This window comes from Malaciobacter canalis, from assembly GCF_008000835.1.
Lineage (GTDB): Bacteria > Campylobacterota > Campylobacteria > Campylobacterales > Arcobacteraceae > Malaciobacter > Malaciobacter canalis.
Genome location: NZ_CP042812.1, coordinates 692219 through 711055, shown reverse-complemented (window position 1 = coordinate 711055; position 18837 = coordinate 692219). Strand labels below are relative to the sequence as shown.

Sequence of the window (18837 nt, the reverse complement as noted above, 5' to 3'; positions counted from 1 at the left end):
TTAGTGCTATTTTGTACTTATAAATAGTCAATTAATATTCAAGATGTTTTGATTTTAGAATAAATACTACAGCAAGTAGTTTTAAAACTATTGGCAAAAGACTATATAAAGAAGATAATAGTAGTTGAGAAGTTGAAGATTGAGGATTTGAATCAAAACCAAAAACTCCTAAAATAATAAAAGTAATCCCCACCGCACTTGCAAGTGCTAATTTTGTAAGCATAGCCCAAAAACTAAATAAAACCCCCGTAAATTGACTATTTTGTTTTGTAAAATCTTGTGCTATATCTGCTTGAATTGATGAGGGCAAAAACATATCTGCACCCAAACTAAAGCCTGAAATAATGCATACAATTAAAAAAGGTACAAAATCACCCTCTGATAAAAAAGGAACATATAAAAAGACTAATGAAGCTAAGATTATAGAATAAATCCAACTATTTTTTTTACCAAATCTTTTAGAAATATAATACCAAAAAGGTAAAGCTAAAACCCCTGATAAAAAATATACTAAAAGAAGTACTCCAATTGAATCTTTTTCATTTATTACATAAGTTACAAAAAGTATAAATAAAGTTGCAGGAATAGCATTTGCAATGTTATTTATAAAAAAAGCAAAAAAGAGTTTTCTAAATTTGAAACTATTTTTCTTCAAAAATACAAATGACTCTTTTATTGTTATATCTGCATCTATTTTTTGTGTATTTTTAGTTCCAAATACTAAAAAAATTAAAAGGATGGGAAGTAAATACAACACCAATTCCCACATCAAAAGTAAAGATTTTTGCTCATCTTTTGAAATGTTAAAATAATAGGGTAAAAATAAAGCTAGAACAACAGCTATTATTGTAAAAAACTCCCTACTTGAAGCTAGAAGATTATTATGATTTTTATTAAAACTTATCTCTGCACTTAAACTAAAATATGGAATAGTTAATAAACTCCATCCAGTATAAATAAGTACTGAAAAAATAAACAAATAAAAAGCATTTGCATTACTTATAGGATGAGTTAAAAAATAAAATGAAAATAACACTAAAATTGAACCAATTATTATAAAAATATATCTTTTAAAATATTTATCACTTAATCTTCCAATAATAGGATCAGTAAAAACATCAATAACCCTTGCAATTAAAAGAGTAGCTCCTACTAATGCCATATCAATTCCAACATCTTTTGCATAAAAAGTTGGAAGATAAATATATAAAGGTAAACCTAAAATAGCTAAAGGAATAGCAAATAATGAGTATGAAAAAAGTTTTAGTTTTGAAAGTTCCTTATTCATTTATACTTATCTTTTTTTTAATAAGCCTTAAGATAAAACCTAATAAAGGTATTTTTTCATAAATATTACTTGCAGCATCCCAATAATCTACATGGGAAAGAATCTTTGCATTGTCATTAAACTTAACAATACTTACTCCCTCAAATGAACTTAAATGCGAATCTTTTTTCGTTTTATACTCAAAAGTCCAATGTATAAATGATTGATTTTCATCACAACTGTGACTTAATATTTTAAATTTAGCTTCATATAAAAGTTCATACATATCTTGAAAAACTTCATAAATCTTTTCTACACCTACAACTTTTTGAAAAGGGTCTTGAAAAATAGAGTTTTCATCAAAAAAATAGTTATATTTTTCAAATTGTGTATCTTTATTTATAGTTTCAAAAAACTCACAATATGCTTTTAAATAGTCTTTATTTTTCATTTTAAAAGCCTTTTTGTAATATTTAATGAAATAAAATAAGGTAAAATTTTTAGAAGTTTTAAAAATAGTGCTAGTTTAAAAGGAAACCTTATCTCAAAGCCTTTGTTTTTTTCTATTTGTGAAGCAATTATTTTAGCAGCATCAATAGGTTCTAAAAGTTGAGGCATTTCAAAATCATTTTTTTTAGTTAGTCTTGTATTTACAAAGCCATGATTAATAATTTGAAGTTCTATATTTTTTCTTTTTAATTCTGGATGAATTGATTGTAAAATATTTACAAGTGCAGCTTTAGAAGCACTATAAGCACCCCCATAAGGAAGTCCAAAATCACTGGATAAACTACAATTAAATATCCATTTACCAAAGCCTTGTTCTTGGAAAAAATCTTTTAAAATAGATATTACTCTAATAGCTCCTAGATAATTAATATCAACCATTTGCTCAAAATCCTTGATATTCCAATTATCTAAATCAAAAGTATTGTAAACAGCTGCATTATAAAAAAGTAAATCTATTTTGTGTTCTTGTGATTTTATTTTTTCAAGGGAATCTTTAATTGAAGATTCATTACTCACATCAATATTTATCAAAGTTAATTTAGAAGGATATTTTCCCATCAATGATATTAACTCTTTTGATTTAGTAGCGCTTCTTGCACTAACTATAACACTATAACCTTTTTCAAGCCAAAGTAAAACAAGGTTTAAACCTATTCCACTACTAGCTCCAATTATCCAAATTTTTTTAGACATAGTATGTCCTTTATTTCAAGCATTGAGTTATAATATAATCATATAAAGTTTTTTAGTAGTTAATATTTGTTAGTTAATATTTGAATTTTTTAGGCAAAAAAAAAGGCCTTCAAAAGAAGGCCTTTTTTACACACAAGGAAACATAAAAAATTAGTTGTCGGAAAACTTCTAATTCGCTGTCTATTTTTACTGGAAAATAAGTAAGTCCGTATCTTGCTTATTTCTGTAAAAATTATAACAGTATAGTATTAACTAAATCTCAACAAAAAGTTAACAAATAGTTAACTATACACTTATACTCTATTTCTTTTAATAATTTCTTGTAAAAGTTTAAAATATCCTATTACTAAAATTAATACTATGTATGAAAATTGAATAAAAGTCAATGACTTTTGAGCCATCACAAAATGTATTGTTATTAGTATTAAAGCAAAGTAAATTAGCTTATGATACTTATTGTACTTTTTAAATAACTTCTTTTTTGATGTAATAGCCATAAATAAAAGAATAAAAAATGCAATCATTCCAAGATAAATAAATGGCTTATCTAAACTTTGTTTTATTATAAAACTAAAATCAAGTTGTGCATCTAAAATAGTAAAATTCAAAAAATGTAAAAATGCATAGAAAAATCCAAAAAGTCCTATCATTTTTCTATATTTTATTAGATTAACCCATTTTCTTATCATAGATAAGCAAATACTAGAAAATAACAAAACTGTTGAAATAACACCTGTTACTGTATATATATATTTTATTGGATCATTTACACTTTGTAAAATAAACAATTCATATGATGTAACTACTAAAGGTAATAAAAAAAGCACAAATAATAGATATTTCACTAAAAATCCTTTGTTAAGTCCATGCCTTTATATAAATGTGCAACTTGTTTTTCATAACCATTGAACATTAGTGTATTTTGTTTAAAAAATTTACCTAAAACTCTCTCCCTAGCTTGTGACCATCTTGGATGGTCAACCTTTGGATTTACATTTGCATAAAAGCCATACTCTTTTGGATTCTCTTTTTGCCAAGTATTAAGTGGTTCTTTATCTGTAAAAGAGATTTTTGCAATTGATTTAATAGATTTAAAACCATATTTCCAAGGAACTATTAGTCTAATTGGAGCCCCATTTTGCTTTGGCATAGATGAACCATATAAGCCAACAGCCATTAGTGTAAGTTCATTCATAGCTTCATCCATTCTAAGACCTTCAACATAAGGATAATCAACAGCATTGAAAACTTTATTTTTTTGATCAGGGAACATCTGCTCATCATATAAAGTTTCAAATCTTATATATTTTGCACTAGATAAAGGTTTTAGATATCTAATAAGTTTAGACAACTCAAATCCAATCCAAGGAACAACCATAGACCAACCCTCAACACATCTAAATCTATAAATTCTTTCTTCTAAAGCAAACTTTTTTAACAAATCATCAAAATCTAAAGTCATTGGTTTTTCAACTAATCCATCAACTTCTATAATCCAATTTTTCGTACTTAAAGTATGAGCCATATCTTTTACTTTTCTTTGATTTGTAGTAAACTCATAAAAGTTATTATGTGAAGTTATCTGTTCATAAGTATTTAGTATTAGATTATTGGGGTTTGGATCTTCTGTAAATTTTAGATTCTTAATAGGCATTTTTTCTTTTGCTAAAGCTTCCATTATAGAACCACTTGCAATTACACTTGCAGCACCAAGTTTTAAAAAAGTTCTTCTATTATCAAATAACTCTTTTGAAGTTACTTCATTTTCACTAATTTGCCAATCTTTTTTTGTAAGTTTGTACATACCATATCCTTTAAAATCTATTATTATAGTTTATAACATATTTGTTAAGGATATGTGTAGTATTTATTTGCCTTTTAATAAAATTTTTAAGTAACTACTTGACCATAAAATTAAAATTAGTAAAAGTAAAAAAGAGGAGATATTTATCCAAAAAACATAGTTTAAATTACTATTTAAAGTAAAAGAAGCAAATACTCTTAAGATAATTACTCCTTGCAATAATAAAAATAGAAATTTTGTAAAACTATTTGCATAAGGAGTTCGTCCAGAATGCCCTAAAACAACTCTTGTTCCAAAACCTAATAGTATTGTCGTAAAATATCCTAAAGCAAAAGTATGTAAAGATGCTTTTTCGAAAATAAAACTGATATTTAAAATAGCAAAACTATTTTCTAATGCAGATATAAAAAATCCAAAGGGAATCCAAAATAAAGATAAATATAAAACCCACATAATTGCACTAACTTTAAATAATGGAAGATTCCATCTTACTAATTCATTTACAATAAATACAAAAAATAGTGTATCACTTATTAAAGCAAAATAAGAGTTTTCAAAAAACATGGCTATTATTTTTAATAGCATCAAAAAGAAAAATATCTCCATAATTTTTGAACTTTTATTTATTTTATACTCAGGCACTTTTACTTGTGTAAAAAATGGTATCATTCTTTGAGATACTGCAAAAATAATTCCAAATAAAAATATATAAAAACCACTATTTATAGCAAGTTTTTTTAAAGTAAATGAAAAAGAGATATCAAAAAATGATATATAAAAAAGTATGTGAGAAATTAATCCTATAAAAAAACAAATCAATATCCATTTGGCATCATATTTATTTGTAACCTTACTATTTTTATAGATTTCATACAGTGTTTTAAATGATAAAATTTGTGCAATTAAAAGAGTAAAAGAGAAAAGAAACAAATAATCATTTGCAAATAACAATGAGATAAAAAAGCCAACACTACTAAAAAAATATAGATAAAAGTGTTTCATATAAGTTGATACTTTTATTTGTGCTTGTACTAAAAATCTAGGGAAAACTACATACAAAAATCCAATAAAAAATTGAATAAACACAATGTGAATCATACTATAAGCATGATAATCTAATATTGAACTATTAATTGATATTTTTTGTGTATATACACCTAAAAGTAAAGATAAAAAAAGAATGAAAAAAATCATTCCATTTGAAAAAAAAGCTTGATGGGGTTGGCTAGAAAAATTCTTATACCATGTAGTCATAATTACTCCTATAAAAAAAGGAGTTTAAAACTCCTTTTTAATGTTTGGATAATTATAACTCAAATGTTAAATTAAAAAATTGATTACTGACAAGTTCCACAACAAGATGTATTTGTTGCTTCTTTTGCAGCTTCAAAAGCAGCATCATAGTTTGGCTCTTCTGTTATTTCATTGCAAATTTCTTTATATACAACAACTCCACTTGCATTAATAACAAATACAGCTCTTGCAGCAACACCTCTTAAAGCTCCACTTTCAATTAAAACTCCATAAGCTGTTGCAAGTTCTTTATTTCTAAAGTCACTTCCAACTTTTAAATTTTCAATTCCCTCTGTTGTACAAAATCTACCCATTGCAAAAGGTAAATCCATAGATGCAACAACTACTTCTACATTATCTAGTTTTACAGCTTCTTCATTGAATTTTCTAGCTTCTGCTGCACAAACTGGTGTATCTAATGATGGTACAACAACTAAAACTTGTGCACAACCTTTTTCTCCACCTACTTGAATTTCACTTAAATCTTGCCCTACTATTTTTACAATAGGAGCTACATCTGAAACATTGATTTCATTTCCTGTAAGTTTTACTTCTTCACCTTTTAAATGTGTAATTGCCATTTTTTGTCCTTATTTCTTTGTTTAAAATATTATATAAAATTTATTTGAATTACTACTTAATGGTTAAGTTTTATTGCATTTGCTTCTAAAATCACTCTATTTTCAGTAATTAAAGTATTTAAAGCTGCTTTAAATCTTTTTTTACTCATCTCAAAAAGCTTTGTAATTAATTCTGAATCACTTTTTGATGTAACTTCTAAATAGTTATTATTCGATTTTAAAACTTCAACTATTTTATATAAATCATCATCACTATTTTTAACACCTATTTTTTGTAAAACAATATCTAGCTTTCCATCATCCCTTACTGTTTTAACATAGGCTTTTTTAATATCTCCAATATTTAATTTTGAAAATATTTCATTATGATAAATCATACCCTCAAAATTTTTATTTACATATACTTTAAAACCTAAAGGTGTTTTTTTATAAACAATTATTTCTACTTCATCATTTGTTTTAAAACTATTTGTATTTCTATCATACTCTTCTTTAAATTTTTCAGTAGCAATTAGTCTATTTGATTTTTCATCTTCAACTAGCTTTAGAACTCTTTTTTCACCAACTTTAAAAGGTGATTTTTGTTTGTTAATTGGAACTAATATATCTTTTGGTAATCCAATATCTACAAAAGCACCAAATCTTGCTATATCTACAACTTCTAAAGCAGCTATTTCATTAAGTTTTAATTTAGGAGTTAAAGTTGTTGCAACTAACCTATCTTCACTATCTGTGTATATAAATACATCAACTGTTTTTCCAAGTTCCATACCATCTTTTATATATGCATTTGGAAGTAAAACTTCTACCTCATCTTCACTTATTAAATAAAGTCCTGGTTCACTTGCTCTGTTTATTTTTAATGTGTTTATTTCACCTAGTTTTATCTGTTTATTCATATGGTTATTCCGTTATTTTAATTTTTGATATTATATCTAATTTTTATCTTTTTATTACTTTTACTAAAAAAAGAGTTATAACTCCAACAATTATAATACTTGCTCCAGAGCTTATATCATAAAAATAAGAAATCACTAAGCCACTTATTGTAAAAAATAGTGCAAACAATGAACTTATTATCATCATAGATGAGAGCTTAGAAGCAAAAATTTCTGCTATGTATGTAGGAATTGTTAAAAGTGCAATTACTAAAATCAAACCTACAACTCTTATTGCTGCTACTACACATAATGCTGCTAAAATCAATATAAGTGTATAAAAGAATCTAACACTAATACCTCTTAATTTTGCAAATTCACTATCGTAAGATACAGCTAAAATCTCTTTATAAAAAACTGATATTAATAAGATTACTAAGATATCTAAAGTAAACATATATATAATATCTTCATTTGAAACAGCAATTATTGAACCAAATAAATAACTCATCAAATCTACATTATATCCTGGAGTTAAATCTACAAATATAATACCAATAGCCATTCCCAATGCCCACATCATTCCAATGATACTATCAATTCTAGTTTTATTATATTGAGTGATAAAAGCTATAAATATTGCTGTTACAACAGCAAATACCGTAGCTCCCAATAATATAGGTATTCCTAGAAAAATTGCTAAACCTATTCCACCATATGAACTATGAGCTATTCCACCTGCTAAAAATGTAAGTCTATTTACAACAACTAATGAACCAATTATTCCTGATGCAATTGAGATTAAAACCCCAGCTAAAAGTGCATTTTGAACAAAATCAAATGATAATGCTTGTATTAACATATTAGCATCCATGATTACATCCACAAGAAGATTTTTTTCCTAATGCTGAAAGAAGTTCCACTTCACATAAATGCTCACTATCATCAATATTTTTTTCAACATTATCAAGCTTATGATAAACAAGATTTTTATTTACATGTGCTACGCTTTTTGCATAATTTAACAATACAGAAATATCATGACTTACCACTACTATTGTAATATTTTCATTTAATTTTGCAAGTAATTCATAAACCTCTTTTTGTCCTTTGACATCAATACTTGCTGTTGGTTCATCAAGTAACATTACTTGTGGGTTTGCACATAGTGCTCTTGCTATAAAGACTCTTTGTCTTTGCCCTCCACTTAAATTTCCTATCTTACTTTTTGCAAACTCTTGCATACCAACTTGCTCTAAAGATTTCATAGCACAAGCAATATCCTCTTTTGAATAACCAAAGAGTTTTCTTTTTGAACCAATATGTCCCATAAGAACAACTTCAAGTGCTGTTATTGGAAAATCAATATTTAAATTTGTATTTTGAGGAACATACCCAAATGATTCTTCTTTTAGACTCTTTTTTATAGTTCCTTTTTGAGGTTCTTTAAGCTTTAAAATTAGTTTTAACAAGGTACTTTTACCACCACCATTTGGTCCAATAATAGCTAAAAAATCACCTTTTTTTATCTCTAAATTTATATTTTCTAAAACATTTACTTTATCATAACTAAATGATAAATCTTTTATTTTTATTATATTCAAATATTTACCCTTTTCATCAAATGCAACTAAGTCGCAATATTATCTAAATAATTATTAATTTTATATCAAAAAATAGTTTTAAATTTTTCCCATAAAATTCCCAAATACTCATGAAAAGCAAGTTCTGATTTATATAAATTATAAGCTTTTGGTCTTGATAAAAAATAGCCTTTATTTTTTGCAAGATGATTTGTAACTGCTGGAATTGGCAATAAACCATGTTTTTTAAATATTAACATAGCTCTTTTCATATGTGAAGCAGAAGTTACAAGTATGAACTTTTTGTTTTTTAATAACTGTTTTACTGCTAAAGCTTCTTCATTTGTATCTTTTGGCTTAGGTAAAGTAATAATATCTTCACTCTTTACTTTTAAAGACAATGCAAGTTTTTTTTGCATAAAAGCATGAGAAATAGTATCTTTTCCTTCATAACCTGAAAAAATAAGTTTACTATTTGAAGTATTTTTATATATTCTATAAGCTTCTAAAAATCTATTTAATGAAGTTGTGTTTAGCTGTGAAGTGATGCTTAAACTCTCATTTGTTGTATGACCATTACCTAAAACTACAATATATTTTATATCTTTTGGTATAGTTATCAAAGCTTTATAACTATTTTCTAAAGGAGATAATAATCTATTTGAGATTGGTTCATAAGATAATAAAACTATCCAAAAAAATGACAATATAAAAAAAACTTTACTTTTAAAATATGATTTTTTATATAAAAAGACTAAAGCAACTAAAAATAAAATCAATCCAAGGGATAAAGGCATAAAAAAACCAGCTATAATCTTTTTTGCTAAAAACATCAACTCTTATTTCCTACTAAAACAGAAGCATATCCCACAACCCTTGAATCATCTTTTGTTTTATCAAAACTTGTACAATAATGCAATACTTCATTTTCTAAATTTTTATTGATTGAAGCTTTAACAAGGGCTTTTACACCTATCATACCACAAGCTTCAGCACCTTTATTAAATAATTCCATATCTTTTTTAACAATTGCATTTAAACAAATATTGTCTTTATTATTTGCTTCTTTTAAGTTATAAAAGTGACTTAAATCTGTACTTATTACTAAAAATGTTGTTTCATCATCAAGTATATTTTCAATAAGTTCACTTAAATCATTAAAATCAATTTTCCCATAAACAATCTCTACTATTTTGCTATTTGAAAAATAGTGTTTAATAAAAGGAGCTTGTGTCTTAGTAGAGTGCTCTTCATGAACATCTTTTATATAATCACACCATTGGTATTTTTCAAGTATTTTATTTGCATACTGGGTATCAACTTCTATATCTCCTAAAGGAGTTTCATAATTACTACTTAAACAAATTGAAGCTTTTTCAAAATAGATTTTATGTGAGGGACCAATAACAACTACTCTTTCATAATTTTGATTTTGTGAAGCTATATTAAAAGCTAAATTAGCAGTAAATCCACTATAAATATATCCTGCATGGGGAGAGATAATAGCTTTTGCTTTTAAAGGTTTGGCATTTAATTTAAAACTATTATTAAAACCTTTAATTAAATCTAAAATTTCTTCTTTATTATTTGGATAAAATGTACCAGCAACTGATGTTTTTTTATTACTCATTTCAAATACTCCCTTTACTTTTTTACTGCATTTTGGACATGCTGAATCAACAATTATATTTTTTGTTATCTTAAAATATTTTCTACTTATTAATAACTCATTGCAATTTTTACAATAACTATTATTTTCATAAGAAACATTCCCAATATAAACATTTTTTAAACCTACTTTTTTTGCTATATCATAGGCTTGTTTTAATTTTTCAAAAGAAGTTCTTGGAAGTTCAAGCTCTTTATAATCAGGATGAAAAGCACTTAAATGCCAAGGAGTATCTTCTCCTAAACTATTTTTTATAAAACTTGCCATATTAAATAACTCTTCTTTTGAATCATTTTTTGTAGGAATTATAAGTGTAGTAATTTCAATCCATATATTATTTTTCTTAAAATGTATCAAGTTATCTAAAACTTGTTGTAAATTTCCACCAAGCTTCTTTTTATAATAATCACTATTAAATGATTTCAAATCAATATTAACAGCATCTATAATATCTTTCATATCATCAATAACTTCACTACTTTCAAAGCCATTACTTACAAATACAGATTTTATATTATATTTTTTAGCCTCAAGTGCTATATCTTTTGCAAAAGGATAAAAAATTGTTGGTTCATTATATGTATAAGAGATTGATTTACAATCTTTTTGTATTGCTATTTGAACTATTTCTTGTGGCGAAGTATAGTTACTAGTATCTATATTTTTTTCTTGCGAAATTCCATGGTTTTGACAAAAACTACATTTAAAATTGCATCCAACAGTACCAAGAGATAAAGATTTGCTATTTGGCAAAAAATGATATAGTGGTTTTTTTTCAATAGGATCAATATTAAAAGCACTAATATGTCCATAAACTAAGCACTTAATTTTATTATTAATATTTTTATTTACTCCACAAATACCTGTTTGGTTTAATTTTAATTGACAGTAATAACTACAAAGCAAACAAATTTGTTTATCATTTTTTTCTTTGAAGTACTGCATATTATCTATAAGCCTCTAAGTCCTCTATCTCTTCATAATCATCTTTATATTTATCTCGTATTTCAAGAAACTTATCTAAATTATCAAAAAAGATATCTACAAGTTTTGGGTCAAAATGCTTTCCTCTTTCTTTTTTAAATAAATCCAAAATTCTATCAAGTTCCCATGCTTTTTTATAACATCTATTACTTCCTAAAGCATCAAATACATCTGCAATTGCTGTTATTCTTCCAAAAATGTGTATATTTTCACCACTTAAACCTCTTGGATAGCCTGTTCCATCCCATTTTTCATGGTGTTCATATGCTACTGTTGCAGACGCTTTTAAAATTTGTCTATTTGAGTTTTTCAGCATATCATAACCCAATTTTGCATGTTCTTTCATGATTTCAAACTCTTCTTTTGTAAATTTACCTGGTTTATTTAAAATATTATCAGAAATAGCAACTTTTCCAATATCATGCATAGGTGAGGCTAATCTTATTACTTCAGCAAGTTCTTGATTTAATCCATACTCTTTTGCTAAAATATATGAGTATTCTGCAACTCTTTTTACATGATTTCCTGTCTCTTTACTTCTTGCTTCTCCAATAGTTCCAAGGGAAAAAATCACATCTTTTTGTGTATCTTCAATCTCTTTATGTAAATTTATTGTCTCAGTAATATTTTTACCAATTCCCATAAACTCTTTGATATTACCATCCACATCTTTAATAGCTCTAAAAGTAAAATCCATATTATAAAGATTTTTCTTCTTATTGCAACAAAAGTTTAAAACTCCTCTATATAAACCTTTATTTAAAATATCATCAAAAACTTTATCATACTCTTTATATGAGCTTTTATCTATAATATTAAAAAACTCTTTTCCTATTAAATCATTGCTATTTTCAAAATGTAAAAGTTGCAATAATCTATTATTTGCAAAGGTTATGTTTTTATTTATATCAACCCTTATAACAGAAGCACTTATATTAATCATATGTTCATACTCTTTTAATAAATGAACACTTCTTGTTGCATCTTCTTGAGAAGTAAAAAGTTTCTCTTGCAAAAACTCTTTGTATGCTTCTACTTCTGTTACATCATATCTAATAGCAATAAACTCATCAATTTCATCATTTGAGTTTAAAATAGGAACTATTGTTGCATCAACTATATAAGTTAAGCCATCTTTTGCTCTATTTTTAAATCTACCTCTCCAAACTCTTTTTTCATTTTTGATTGTATTCCATAAATCTTTGAAAAACTCTTTACTATTATTTGGATGTCTTACTAAATTGTGTGAGTTACCAAGTAGTTCATTTATTGAATATCCAGAGATATCACAAAACTGTTTATTTGCATAGGTAATTTTTCCATTCACATCAGTTTTTGAAACAATAGCAGATTTATCAACTGCTATTTTATACTGTTCTAAAAGTTTTGTAACGCTCTTATACTCTTTTTGCCTTTGAATATTTTTATAAGCCTTATTTATTTTTTCAAAAAAAGTTGAGATATCAATTGGTTTTACCAAATAATCATTAATAATATCTATTTTATTTGCTTGTTTTATAAGATCTGCTTCAAATAATGAAGAAAGCACAATAGCTTGTATTTCCTTATTTATTTTACTAATCTCTTTTAGCATTTCAAAACCATTTAATTTAGGTATTTTTATATCAGTTATAACTAAATCAATTGATTTAGTTTTAAAAATATCTAAGCCTTCTTGACCATTTGATGCTACAATCACTTCTTTTGCAAAAAGTTCTAAAATTGAAGCAATTTCATTTTTTATTGTTTGTTCACCCTCAACATACAATATAGTTAAATTTTTTTTAGATACTTTCTCTTTATGCATAGATTATTCCTTGATTTTCATGGCTTCATATATGAAAATCTGCGCATTATCTTCTAAACAAGATGCTGATACATTTGCTTTTAGGCACAATGAATTTATAAACTCATCAAAACTTGGTAACTGTTCCCAAACTTGAGGTAAAAAAGTTGCTTGATTTTCATTATAATTTAAAATTACACCATGTTTATTTGGAATTATTTTATCTTTTAAATCATATCTATCTATATAAGTTACTCTTTTTGGTGGAGTCAAAACTGAAACTTCGATTTTTATATTTGTAAAATCTTTGAACTGTAAAGGTTCAAATCTTGGATCATTAAAAGCTGCTTTTCTTGCATTGATAAAAACATCTTCATAAAGTTGAGTATGTGCAGTCAAAGAGCCTATGCAACCCCTTAATCTGCCATTTAAAGTAAGTGTTACAAAACTTGCTCTTTGTTCACTTAATTCATCAAAGTTTGATAAATAAAACTCTTTATTTAAAACTAATGACTTATCAAAATATGTAAAAATGCTTTTTCTTGCAATATCTAAAAGAACTTTTAAATCCATCACTTTCCTATTAACTCTTTAATTGTAGCTTGAAACTCTTCACTATCATTTACACACTTACAAACCTTATAATCACTTATTCCAATTTCATCAGCAATCTCTTTATACTCAATGCTTAATTCAAAATCTGTTTCTGAATTATCAATAATAAATGCAATTGGATAAATTAAAACTTTTTGATCTTTAAAATTTTTTAGCATATCATCTAAAGATGGTTCAAGCCACTTTAAAGGTCCTACCTTTGATTGATAAGCTAAATTTGTTGATTTAAAGTTATAACCTTTTTTTTGTAGTTTTTCTGATAATATTCGAACATGCTCATTAACATGCCTTTCATATACATCACCTGCATCAACAATTTTTTGAGGAAGACCATGAGCTGAAAAAATAAGATTATATTCACTTACATTTTCAACTTTTGAAACTAATTCTTCTAAAATAATATCATTAAAACTCTCATTTTTATAAAAAGGATCAATAACTTCTATATTAAACTCATCTTTTGCCACTTCATAAAAATCCTCAACAGAAGATTTTGTAGTTGTTGTTGAATACTGAGGATATAAAGGAAGTAAAATTACATCTTTTATACCTTGTTCTTTAATTTGTTTTACTGCTGTTGATGAAAAAGGTGGAGTATATCTCATAGCTTGAGTTACATAAATATCATCAAAACTATCATTTAATTTATCTACTAAATTTTCAGTTATTTTATTAATTGGAGAGAATCCACCTATTTCTTCATAATTTTTCCATGCTTCATTTAATCTTGAAGTTGTAATAAAAAAAGCAATCATCTTTCTTAAAATACTACTTTTAACTGTAATGATATTTTTATCATTAAACATATTAGTTAAAAACATTTTTAACTCATCTTTTGTCCTTGGACCACCCATATTTAATAAAACCAATGCTTTTTTATTTTTCATTTTTCAACCTATTTAAATCTATAATTTTATCTGCACACCAATTAGCTAGTGAGATATCATGTGTAATCATTAGTATTGCACATTTATCTAAATATTTTATTAAAAGTTTCATAACCTCTAAAGATATAATATTATCTAAAGCTGATGTTGCCTCATCTACAAGCAAAAGATCAGGCTTCATCAATAAACTTCTTAAGATTGAACATCTTTGAAGCTGACCTCCACTTAACTCATGAGGTTTTTTTAATAAAAACTCTTTATTTAAATTAAGCTCAAGAGATAATTTATTTAATTCATTTTTTAAAGTATCATTATCAACTACATCTTCTATTTGCTCTAAAATCTTATAAGATGGATGAAATGAGCTATAAGGATCTTGATATATTGAACTTATTTTTTTAACTTTAATAATTCCTTTTTGGGGTTTTAAGTTATTGCAAATAAGCTCAAATAGAGTACTTTTTCCCTTTCCACTCTCCCCTACAATACAAATAAGTTCACCTTTTTTTAATTCAAGATTAAAATTATCATATATCATCTTTTTATTATTAAAATAAAAAGAGAGATTTTTTATGCTCAATACTAAATCATTACTCATTTTTTACCTAAATACTTATATATAATTAATTATATTATAATAAGATAGCTTTAAAATAGTATATACATTATCAAAAAATTAGTAAAAATATTAATTTTGATATTAAAAGTTTATTCAAGAAAAAAAAAGATAAAATGCATATCTTAGATATTTCAAGGAGAGATAATGAAAAAAATTGTTTTAGGAACATTAATAGCAGCAGCTTCTGTAATGGCTGCAAATTGGGCTGCATGTGCTAGCTGTCATGGTGCAAAAGCTGAGAAAAAAGCCTTAGGTAAATCACATATTATTGCTGGTTGGGACGAAGCTAAAACTATTAAAGCACTAAAAGGTTATAAAGATGGATCTTATGGTGGAGCTATGAAAGGTGTAATGAAAGGTCAAGTTGCAAGACTTTCAGATGCAGACATTGAAGATTTAGCTAAAAAAATTGCCTCATTTAAATAAATAATTATAATTATTGAAAAAAAGTAAGTTATTTATCTAACTTACTTTTTTTTTGCTGTTTTTTTGCATTCATTTTCTTTTGTTCTTTTTTTCGTGCATCATTTAAATCTTCAGTTGAATCAAAAAGCAAACCACCCATCATTTTTTCACCATCATCAAACTGACCACCTTTAGCACCCCAAATAAATACTCCCAAAATTGCAAAAGAGACTACAAGTGCAACTACTAACATCATCAATAAAGTACCATCAATCATAAAACTTCCTATTTTTTTAATTTAATTCTCATAGAGTTAGCAACAACAATAAGTGAACTAAGACTCATTGATAATGCAGCAACTAAAGGAATAACATATCCAGCCATTGCTAAAGGAATTGTTATTGCATTATATACTAAAGATATAAATAAATTCTGCTTTATAAATTTATATGTTCTTTTTGAAAGGGTAAAAGCTAGTTCTAAACTATTTAATGAATTATTTAGTAAAACAATATCTGATACACTAAGTGCAATATCAGCAGAACTTCCCATTGCAATAGCAACATCACTTTTTGCTAAAGCTACAGAATCATTTATCCCATCACCTACCATAATAACATTTTTATCTTTATTTTTTAAATCTTGAATAAATTGTGCTTTTTCTATTGGATCAACTTCTGAAATGTAGTTTTTAATTCCAACTTTTGATGCAACACTTTTTGCAGTTGCATTATTGTCTCCTGTTAGCATAACTACATCTAAGCCTAATTTTTTGATATTTAAGATGAACTCTTTTGCACCCTCTTTTATCTCATCTTCAAGTTCAAATGTTGCAATAACTTTTGAATCAACTACAAAAATATAAATAGAGTTTTGACTTTCAAACTTATAATTAATATTATAAGTTTTTAAAAGTTTCATATTTCCACCTAATATATTAAACACTTTTCCATCAATATTTTTATATTTTGCAACTACACCTTGTCCATCAATACTTTTAATATCAAAAATATCTTTTGATTCTAAAGAGAAATTATCTTTCATATACTCTTTTACAGAATTACTAATTGGATGGTTTGAACTATCTAAAAGAGAGTATAGTAAGTTTAATTTATCAACATTATTATCTAAAATTTCTGCTTTTTTTACTTTTAATTTACCTTTTGTAATTGTTCCTGTTTTATCCATTACTAAAGTATCAGCTGTTGCCAATGTTTCAATATATTTTGCTTCTTTAAATAACAAACCATTTTTTGCAAGTTCTGAAATACCTATTAAACTAGCTATTGGTGTTGCTAGGGCTAAAGCACAAGGACAAGCAATAACAATAACTGAAATTGCAACAATAAAAGATTTTTCAAAATGTAAAGCACCCTCATAATCAAAACCTAAATCTATGCCAAAGTAATACCAAACAACAAATGTCAAAATAGCTAAAGATAAAATTAATATACTAAAACCTTTTGAAATTTCATTTGCTTTATGTTCGATTTTTGGTTTTGAACTTAGTGAATCCTCAAGTAAAGTTACTATTGAGTTTAAAGTTGAATCTTCATAAGATTTCAAAACTTTATATCTTATAACCTTCTCACAGTTTATTGTTCCACTAAATATTTTTGAACCTTTTTGTTTATCAACAGGAAGAGATTCTCCACTAATACTAGACTCATCAAAAGATGCACTTGAAGATTCAAGTGCTCCATCAAAAGATGCTTTTTCTCCTGCTTTTAACTCAACAATATCACCAACTTTTACACTATTTATTGGTAATACTTTTTTTATATTGTCTTCTATAATAATTGCTTCTAATGGTATTGAGCTTTTTATTTTATCTAAGGTATCAACGGCTGATTTTTTGCCAATAACTTCAAGATACTTTCCAACTAATACAAAAGTAATAATCATAGCAACACTATCAAAGTAACTCTCACCCTTGCCTCCAAAAAGAACATAAAGCGAATAAATATATGAAAATGTAGCTCCTGAACTAACTAAAAAATCCATATTTAAAATACGATTTTTCAATCCATAATATGCACCTTTGTAAAAAATCCAACCACTATAAAAAAGTACAGGTGTTGCTAGTATAAACTCACCTAAATGTATATAGTTTCTAACTTGTTCAGAAATTCCTGTAAAAAATCCAGTATATTTTGCCACAGATAACATCATTATATTCATAGTAGCAAAAACAGCTACCATCATTCTAATAAAAAAATCTCTTTTAGATTCTGTAGCTTTTTCATCTGCTATGCTTGCATCATAAGCATAGGCGTTATAACCAATACTTCTAATTTTCAAAATAATTTCAGAAAGTTTAATTTCATCTTCATCCCAAACTATTTTTGCTTTATTTGTAGAAAAATTTATATTTGCTTCAATAATTCCATCTGTATCATAAAGTACTTTTTCATTTAACCAAATACAAGCAGCACAATGAATTCCCTCAATAATCAAGTCAATTCTACTAAAGCCCTCTTCTGTAGTTTTTATAAAATTATCTTTAAAACTTTTAGTATCAAATTTTTCTACATCATTATTGCTTGTTAATGGTGGAGCAATGGTTTTATTTCCAAGTTTTTCATAAAAAGAGTCTAAACCATCATCTTTTAGAAGATGATAAACTCCTTGACAACCTTTGCAACAAAAATGCAAAGAGTCATCTTTTATCATTATATCTTCATCATACTCTAAATGACAATGATCACATTTTATTTTTGACACTGAAATATTCCTAAATCCCTATTTTTAAAAAGTTTTTCATGCTCTTTTACAAGACCATGCATAGAGATGTAAACTCCATTTGTATTATTTGTATTTAAAAAGCTAAGTCCTATCATAAAGTTTGATGTTGCCTCTATTTTATCAATAGAGTAAGGATGCATAGCCCCTGTTAAAACAATAAGTTTATCTTTAACTCTTTTTTCAATATATTTTGCAGTTTCATCCATAGTATCTGTACCATGAACTATTAAAATTTTATCATATTTAGAGATTTCATTAATAATCTCTTTTCTATCTTTATCATCTATTTTTAGTGAATCTTTAAAAATAATACCTTTTATATCAATATTTAAATTTCCTCTAGCACAATTTTCTAAAATATCTAAAATAGCTTTGTTATCTTTAGCTACATCTAAAGTTCCTGTTTGTTCATTGTACCTTTTATTAAATGTTCCACCTGTATTTATTACTAATAATTTATTCATATAACCTCTTTTAAATGCTTTTATGTTATTATTATTTAAATGAATAATAATTTT

Annotated in this window: 20 protein-coding genes; 1 reads left to right on the top strand and 19 read right to left on the bottom strand. The window is 25.9% G+C overall.

Annotation, left to right across the window (positions count from 1 at the left end):
• Positions 1–31: 31 nt before the first annotated feature.
• The 16 genes from ACAN_RS03535 to ACAN_RS03460 all read right to left on the bottom strand — a co-directional run bounded on the left by ACAN_RS03535 (position 32) and on the right by ACAN_RS03460 (position 15148).
• Positions 32–1288, bottom strand: a complete 1257-nt coding sequence (locus ACAN_RS03535; RefSeq protein WP_099334835.1) for an MFS transporter — start codon at positions 1286–1288, stop codon at positions 32–34.
• Complete coding sequence (locus ACAN_RS03530; RefSeq protein WP_099334834.1) at positions 1281–1718, bottom strand: nuclear transport factor 2 family protein; 438 nt, start codon at positions 1716–1718, stop codon at positions 1281–1283. Before ACAN_RS03530 ends, ACAN_RS03535 begins: the two co-directional genes overlap by 8 nt.
• Complete coding sequence (locus ACAN_RS03525; RefSeq protein WP_099334833.1) at positions 1715–2470, bottom strand: SDR family NAD(P)-dependent oxidoreductase; 756 nt, start codon at positions 2468–2470, stop codon at positions 1715–1717. The genes ACAN_RS03530 and ACAN_RS03525 overlap by 4 nt, the downstream gene beginning before the upstream one ends.
• A 293-nt stretch (positions 2471–2763) precedes the next feature.
• On the bottom strand, positions 2764–3315 hold the full coding sequence (locus tag ACAN_RS03520; protein ID WP_099334832.1) for a ferric reductase-like transmembrane domain-containing protein: 552 nt from the start codon (positions 3313–3315) through the stop codon (positions 2764–2766).
• Positions 3315–4274, bottom strand: coding sequence for a protein-methionine-sulfoxide reductase catalytic subunit MsrP (gene msrP / locus ACAN_RS03515; RefSeq protein WP_099334831.1), 960 nt, complete (start codon positions 4272–4274; stop codon positions 3315–3317). Before msrP ends, ACAN_RS03520 begins: the two co-directional genes overlap by 1 nt.
• Positions 4275–4337: 63 nt before the next feature.
• Entirely contained in the window at positions 4338–5528 is a 1191-nt protein-coding gene (locus ACAN_RS03510; protein ID WP_099334830.1) for an NnrS family protein, read from the bottom strand.
• An 83-nt stretch (positions 5529–5611) separates the two neighbouring features.
• Positions 5612–6148: a thiol peroxidase Prx-SUH gene (prx-suh, locus tag ACAN_RS03505; RefSeq protein WP_099334829.1), complete on the bottom strand. Its 537-nt coding sequence runs from the start codon at positions 6146–6148 to the stop codon at positions 5612–5614.
• Between the two features lie 56 nt (positions 6149–6204).
• Positions 6205–7047, bottom strand: a complete 843-nt coding sequence (locus ACAN_RS03500; RefSeq protein WP_099334828.1) for a CvfB family protein — start codon at positions 7045–7047, stop codon at positions 6205–6207.
• A gap of 43 nt (positions 7048–7090) precedes the next feature.
• Positions 7091–7888 (bottom strand): metal ABC transporter permease, encoded by a 798-nt coding sequence (locus tag ACAN_RS03495; RefSeq protein WP_099334844.1) that lies wholly within the window; start codon positions 7886–7888, stop codon positions 7091–7093.
• Between the two features lies 1 nt (position 7889).
• Entirely contained in the window at positions 7890–8630 is a 741-nt protein-coding gene (locus ACAN_RS03490; protein WP_099334827.1) for a metal ABC transporter ATP-binding protein, read from the bottom strand.
• A 65-nt stretch (positions 8631–8695) separates the two neighbouring features.
• Positions 8696–9442 (bottom strand): ElyC/SanA/YdcF family protein, encoded by a 747-nt coding sequence (locus ACAN_RS03485; RefSeq protein ID WP_099334826.1) that lies wholly within the window; start codon positions 9440–9442, stop codon positions 8696–8698.
• The gene (gene amrS, locus ACAN_RS14145) at positions 9442–11223 is read right to left on the bottom strand and encodes an AmmeMemoRadiSam system radical SAM enzyme (protein WP_099334825.1); all 1782 of its coding nucleotides are present in this window, start codon (positions 11221–11223) and stop codon (positions 9442–9444) included. The genes ACAN_RS03485 and amrS overlap by 1 nt, the downstream gene beginning before the upstream one ends.
• Before the next feature lies 1 nt (position 11224).
• A complete protein-coding gene (locus ACAN_RS03475) occupies positions 11225–13069 on the bottom strand; it encodes a response regulator (RefSeq protein ID WP_099334824.1) in 1845 nt (614 codons plus the stop codon).
• Between the two features lie 3 nt (positions 13070–13072).
• Positions 13073–13621: an AmmeMemoRadiSam system protein A gene (gene amrA, locus ACAN_RS03470; RefSeq protein WP_099334823.1), complete on the bottom strand. Its 549-nt coding sequence runs from the start codon at positions 13619–13621 to the stop codon at positions 13073–13075.
• Entirely contained in the window at positions 13621–14550 is a 930-nt protein-coding gene (gene hemH, locus ACAN_RS03465; protein WP_099334822.1) for a ferrochelatase, read from the bottom strand. The genes amrA and hemH overlap by 1 nt, the downstream gene beginning before the upstream one ends.
• Entirely contained in the window at positions 14540–15148 is a 609-nt protein-coding gene (locus ACAN_RS03460; protein ID WP_099334821.1) for an ATP-binding cassette domain-containing protein, read from the bottom strand. The genes hemH and ACAN_RS03460 overlap by 11 nt, the downstream gene beginning before the upstream one ends.
• Before the next feature lie 165 nt (positions 15149–15313).
• Between ACAN_RS03460 and ACAN_RS03455 the strand changes: the two genes are divergently transcribed.
• The gene (locus ACAN_RS03455; RefSeq protein WP_099334820.1) at positions 15314–15595 is read left to right on the top strand and encodes a c-type cytochrome; all 282 of its coding nucleotides are present in this window, start codon (positions 15314–15316) and stop codon (positions 15593–15595) included.
• A 28-nt stretch (positions 15596–15623) separates the two neighbouring features.
• On the opposite strand, the gene ccoS is transcribed toward ACAN_RS03455, so the two are convergent.
• From ccoS to ACAN_RS03440, 3 genes are read right to left on the bottom strand one after another with little or no spacing between them, the layout of a single operon-like run.
• A complete protein-coding gene (ccoS, locus tag ACAN_RS03450) occupies positions 15624–15851 on the bottom strand; it encodes a cbb3-type cytochrome oxidase assembly protein CcoS (RefSeq protein ID WP_099334819.1) in 228 nt (75 codons plus the stop codon).
• Between the two features lie 8 nt (positions 15852–15859).
• On the bottom strand, positions 15860–18298 hold the full coding sequence (locus tag ACAN_RS03445; RefSeq protein ID WP_099334818.1) for a heavy metal translocating P-type ATPase: 2439 nt from the start codon (positions 18296–18298) through the stop codon (positions 15860–15862).
• Entirely contained in the window at positions 18286–18783 is a 498-nt protein-coding gene (locus ACAN_RS03440; protein ID WP_099334817.1) for an asparaginase domain-containing protein, read from the bottom strand. Before ACAN_RS03440 ends, ACAN_RS03445 begins: the two co-directional genes overlap by 13 nt.
• Positions 18784–18837: the final 54 nt, after the last annotated feature.

Coding starts and splice junctions, on each gene's coding strand:
- ACAN_RS03460 (WP_099334821.1), bottom strand. CDS start 15,148: ATGAGTAATGATTTAGTATTGAGCATAAAAAATCTCTCTTTTTATTTT.
- ACAN_RS03455 (WP_099334820.1), top strand. CDS start 15,314: ATGAAAAAAATTGTTTTAGGAACATTAATAGCAGCAGCTTCTGTAATG.
- ACAN_RS03500 (WP_099334828.1), bottom strand. CDS start 7,047: ATGAATAAACAGATAAAACTAGGTGAAATAAACACATTAAAAATAAAC.
- msrP (WP_099334831.1), bottom strand. CDS start 4,274: ATGTACAAACTTACAAAAAAAGATTGGCAAATTAGTGAAAATGAAGTA.
- ACAN_RS03530 (WP_099334834.1), bottom strand. CDS start 1,718: ATGAAAAATAAAGACTATTTAAAAGCATATTGTGAGTTTTTTGAAACT.
- ACAN_RS03525 (WP_099334833.1), bottom strand. CDS start 2,470: ATGTCTAAAAAAATTTGGATAATTGGAGCTAGTAGTGGAATAGGTTTA.
- ccoS (WP_099334819.1), bottom strand. CDS start 15,851: ATGATTGATGGTACTTTATTGATGATGTTAGTAGTTGCACTTGTAGTC.
- amrS (WP_099334825.1), bottom strand. CDS start 11,223: ATGCAGTACTTCAAAGAAAAAAATGATAAACAAATTTGTTTGCTTTGT.
- prx-suh (WP_099334829.1), bottom strand. CDS start 6,148: ATGGCAATTACACATTTAAAAGGTGAAGAAGTAAAACTTACAGGAAAT.
- ACAN_RS03485 (WP_099334826.1), bottom strand. CDS start 9,442: ATGTTTTTAGCAAAAAAGATTATAGCTGGTTTTTTTATGCCTTTATCC.
- ACAN_RS03495 (WP_099334844.1), bottom strand. CDS start 7,888: ATGTTAATACAAGCATTATCATTTGATTTTGTTCAAAATGCACTTTTA.
- hemH (WP_099334822.1), bottom strand. CDS start 14,550: ATGAAAAATAAAAAAGCATTGGTTTTATTAAATATGGGTGGTCCAAGG.
- ACAN_RS03510 (WP_099334830.1), bottom strand. CDS start 5,528: ATGACTACATGGTATAAGAATTTTTCTAGCCAACCCCATCAAGCTTTT.
- ACAN_RS03475 (WP_099334824.1), bottom strand. CDS start 13,069: ATGCATAAAGAGAAAGTATCTAAAAAAAATTTAACTATATTGTATGTT.
- ACAN_RS03440 (WP_099334817.1), bottom strand. CDS start 18,783: ATGAATAAATTATTAGTAATAAATACAGGTGGAACATTTAATAAAAGG.
- ACAN_RS03535 (WP_099334835.1), bottom strand. CDS start 1,288: ATGAATAAGGAACTTTCAAAACTAAAACTTTTTTCATACTCATTATTT.
- amrA (WP_099334823.1), bottom strand. CDS start 13,621: ATGGATTTAAAAGTTCTTTTAGATATTGCAAGAAAAAGCATTTTTACA.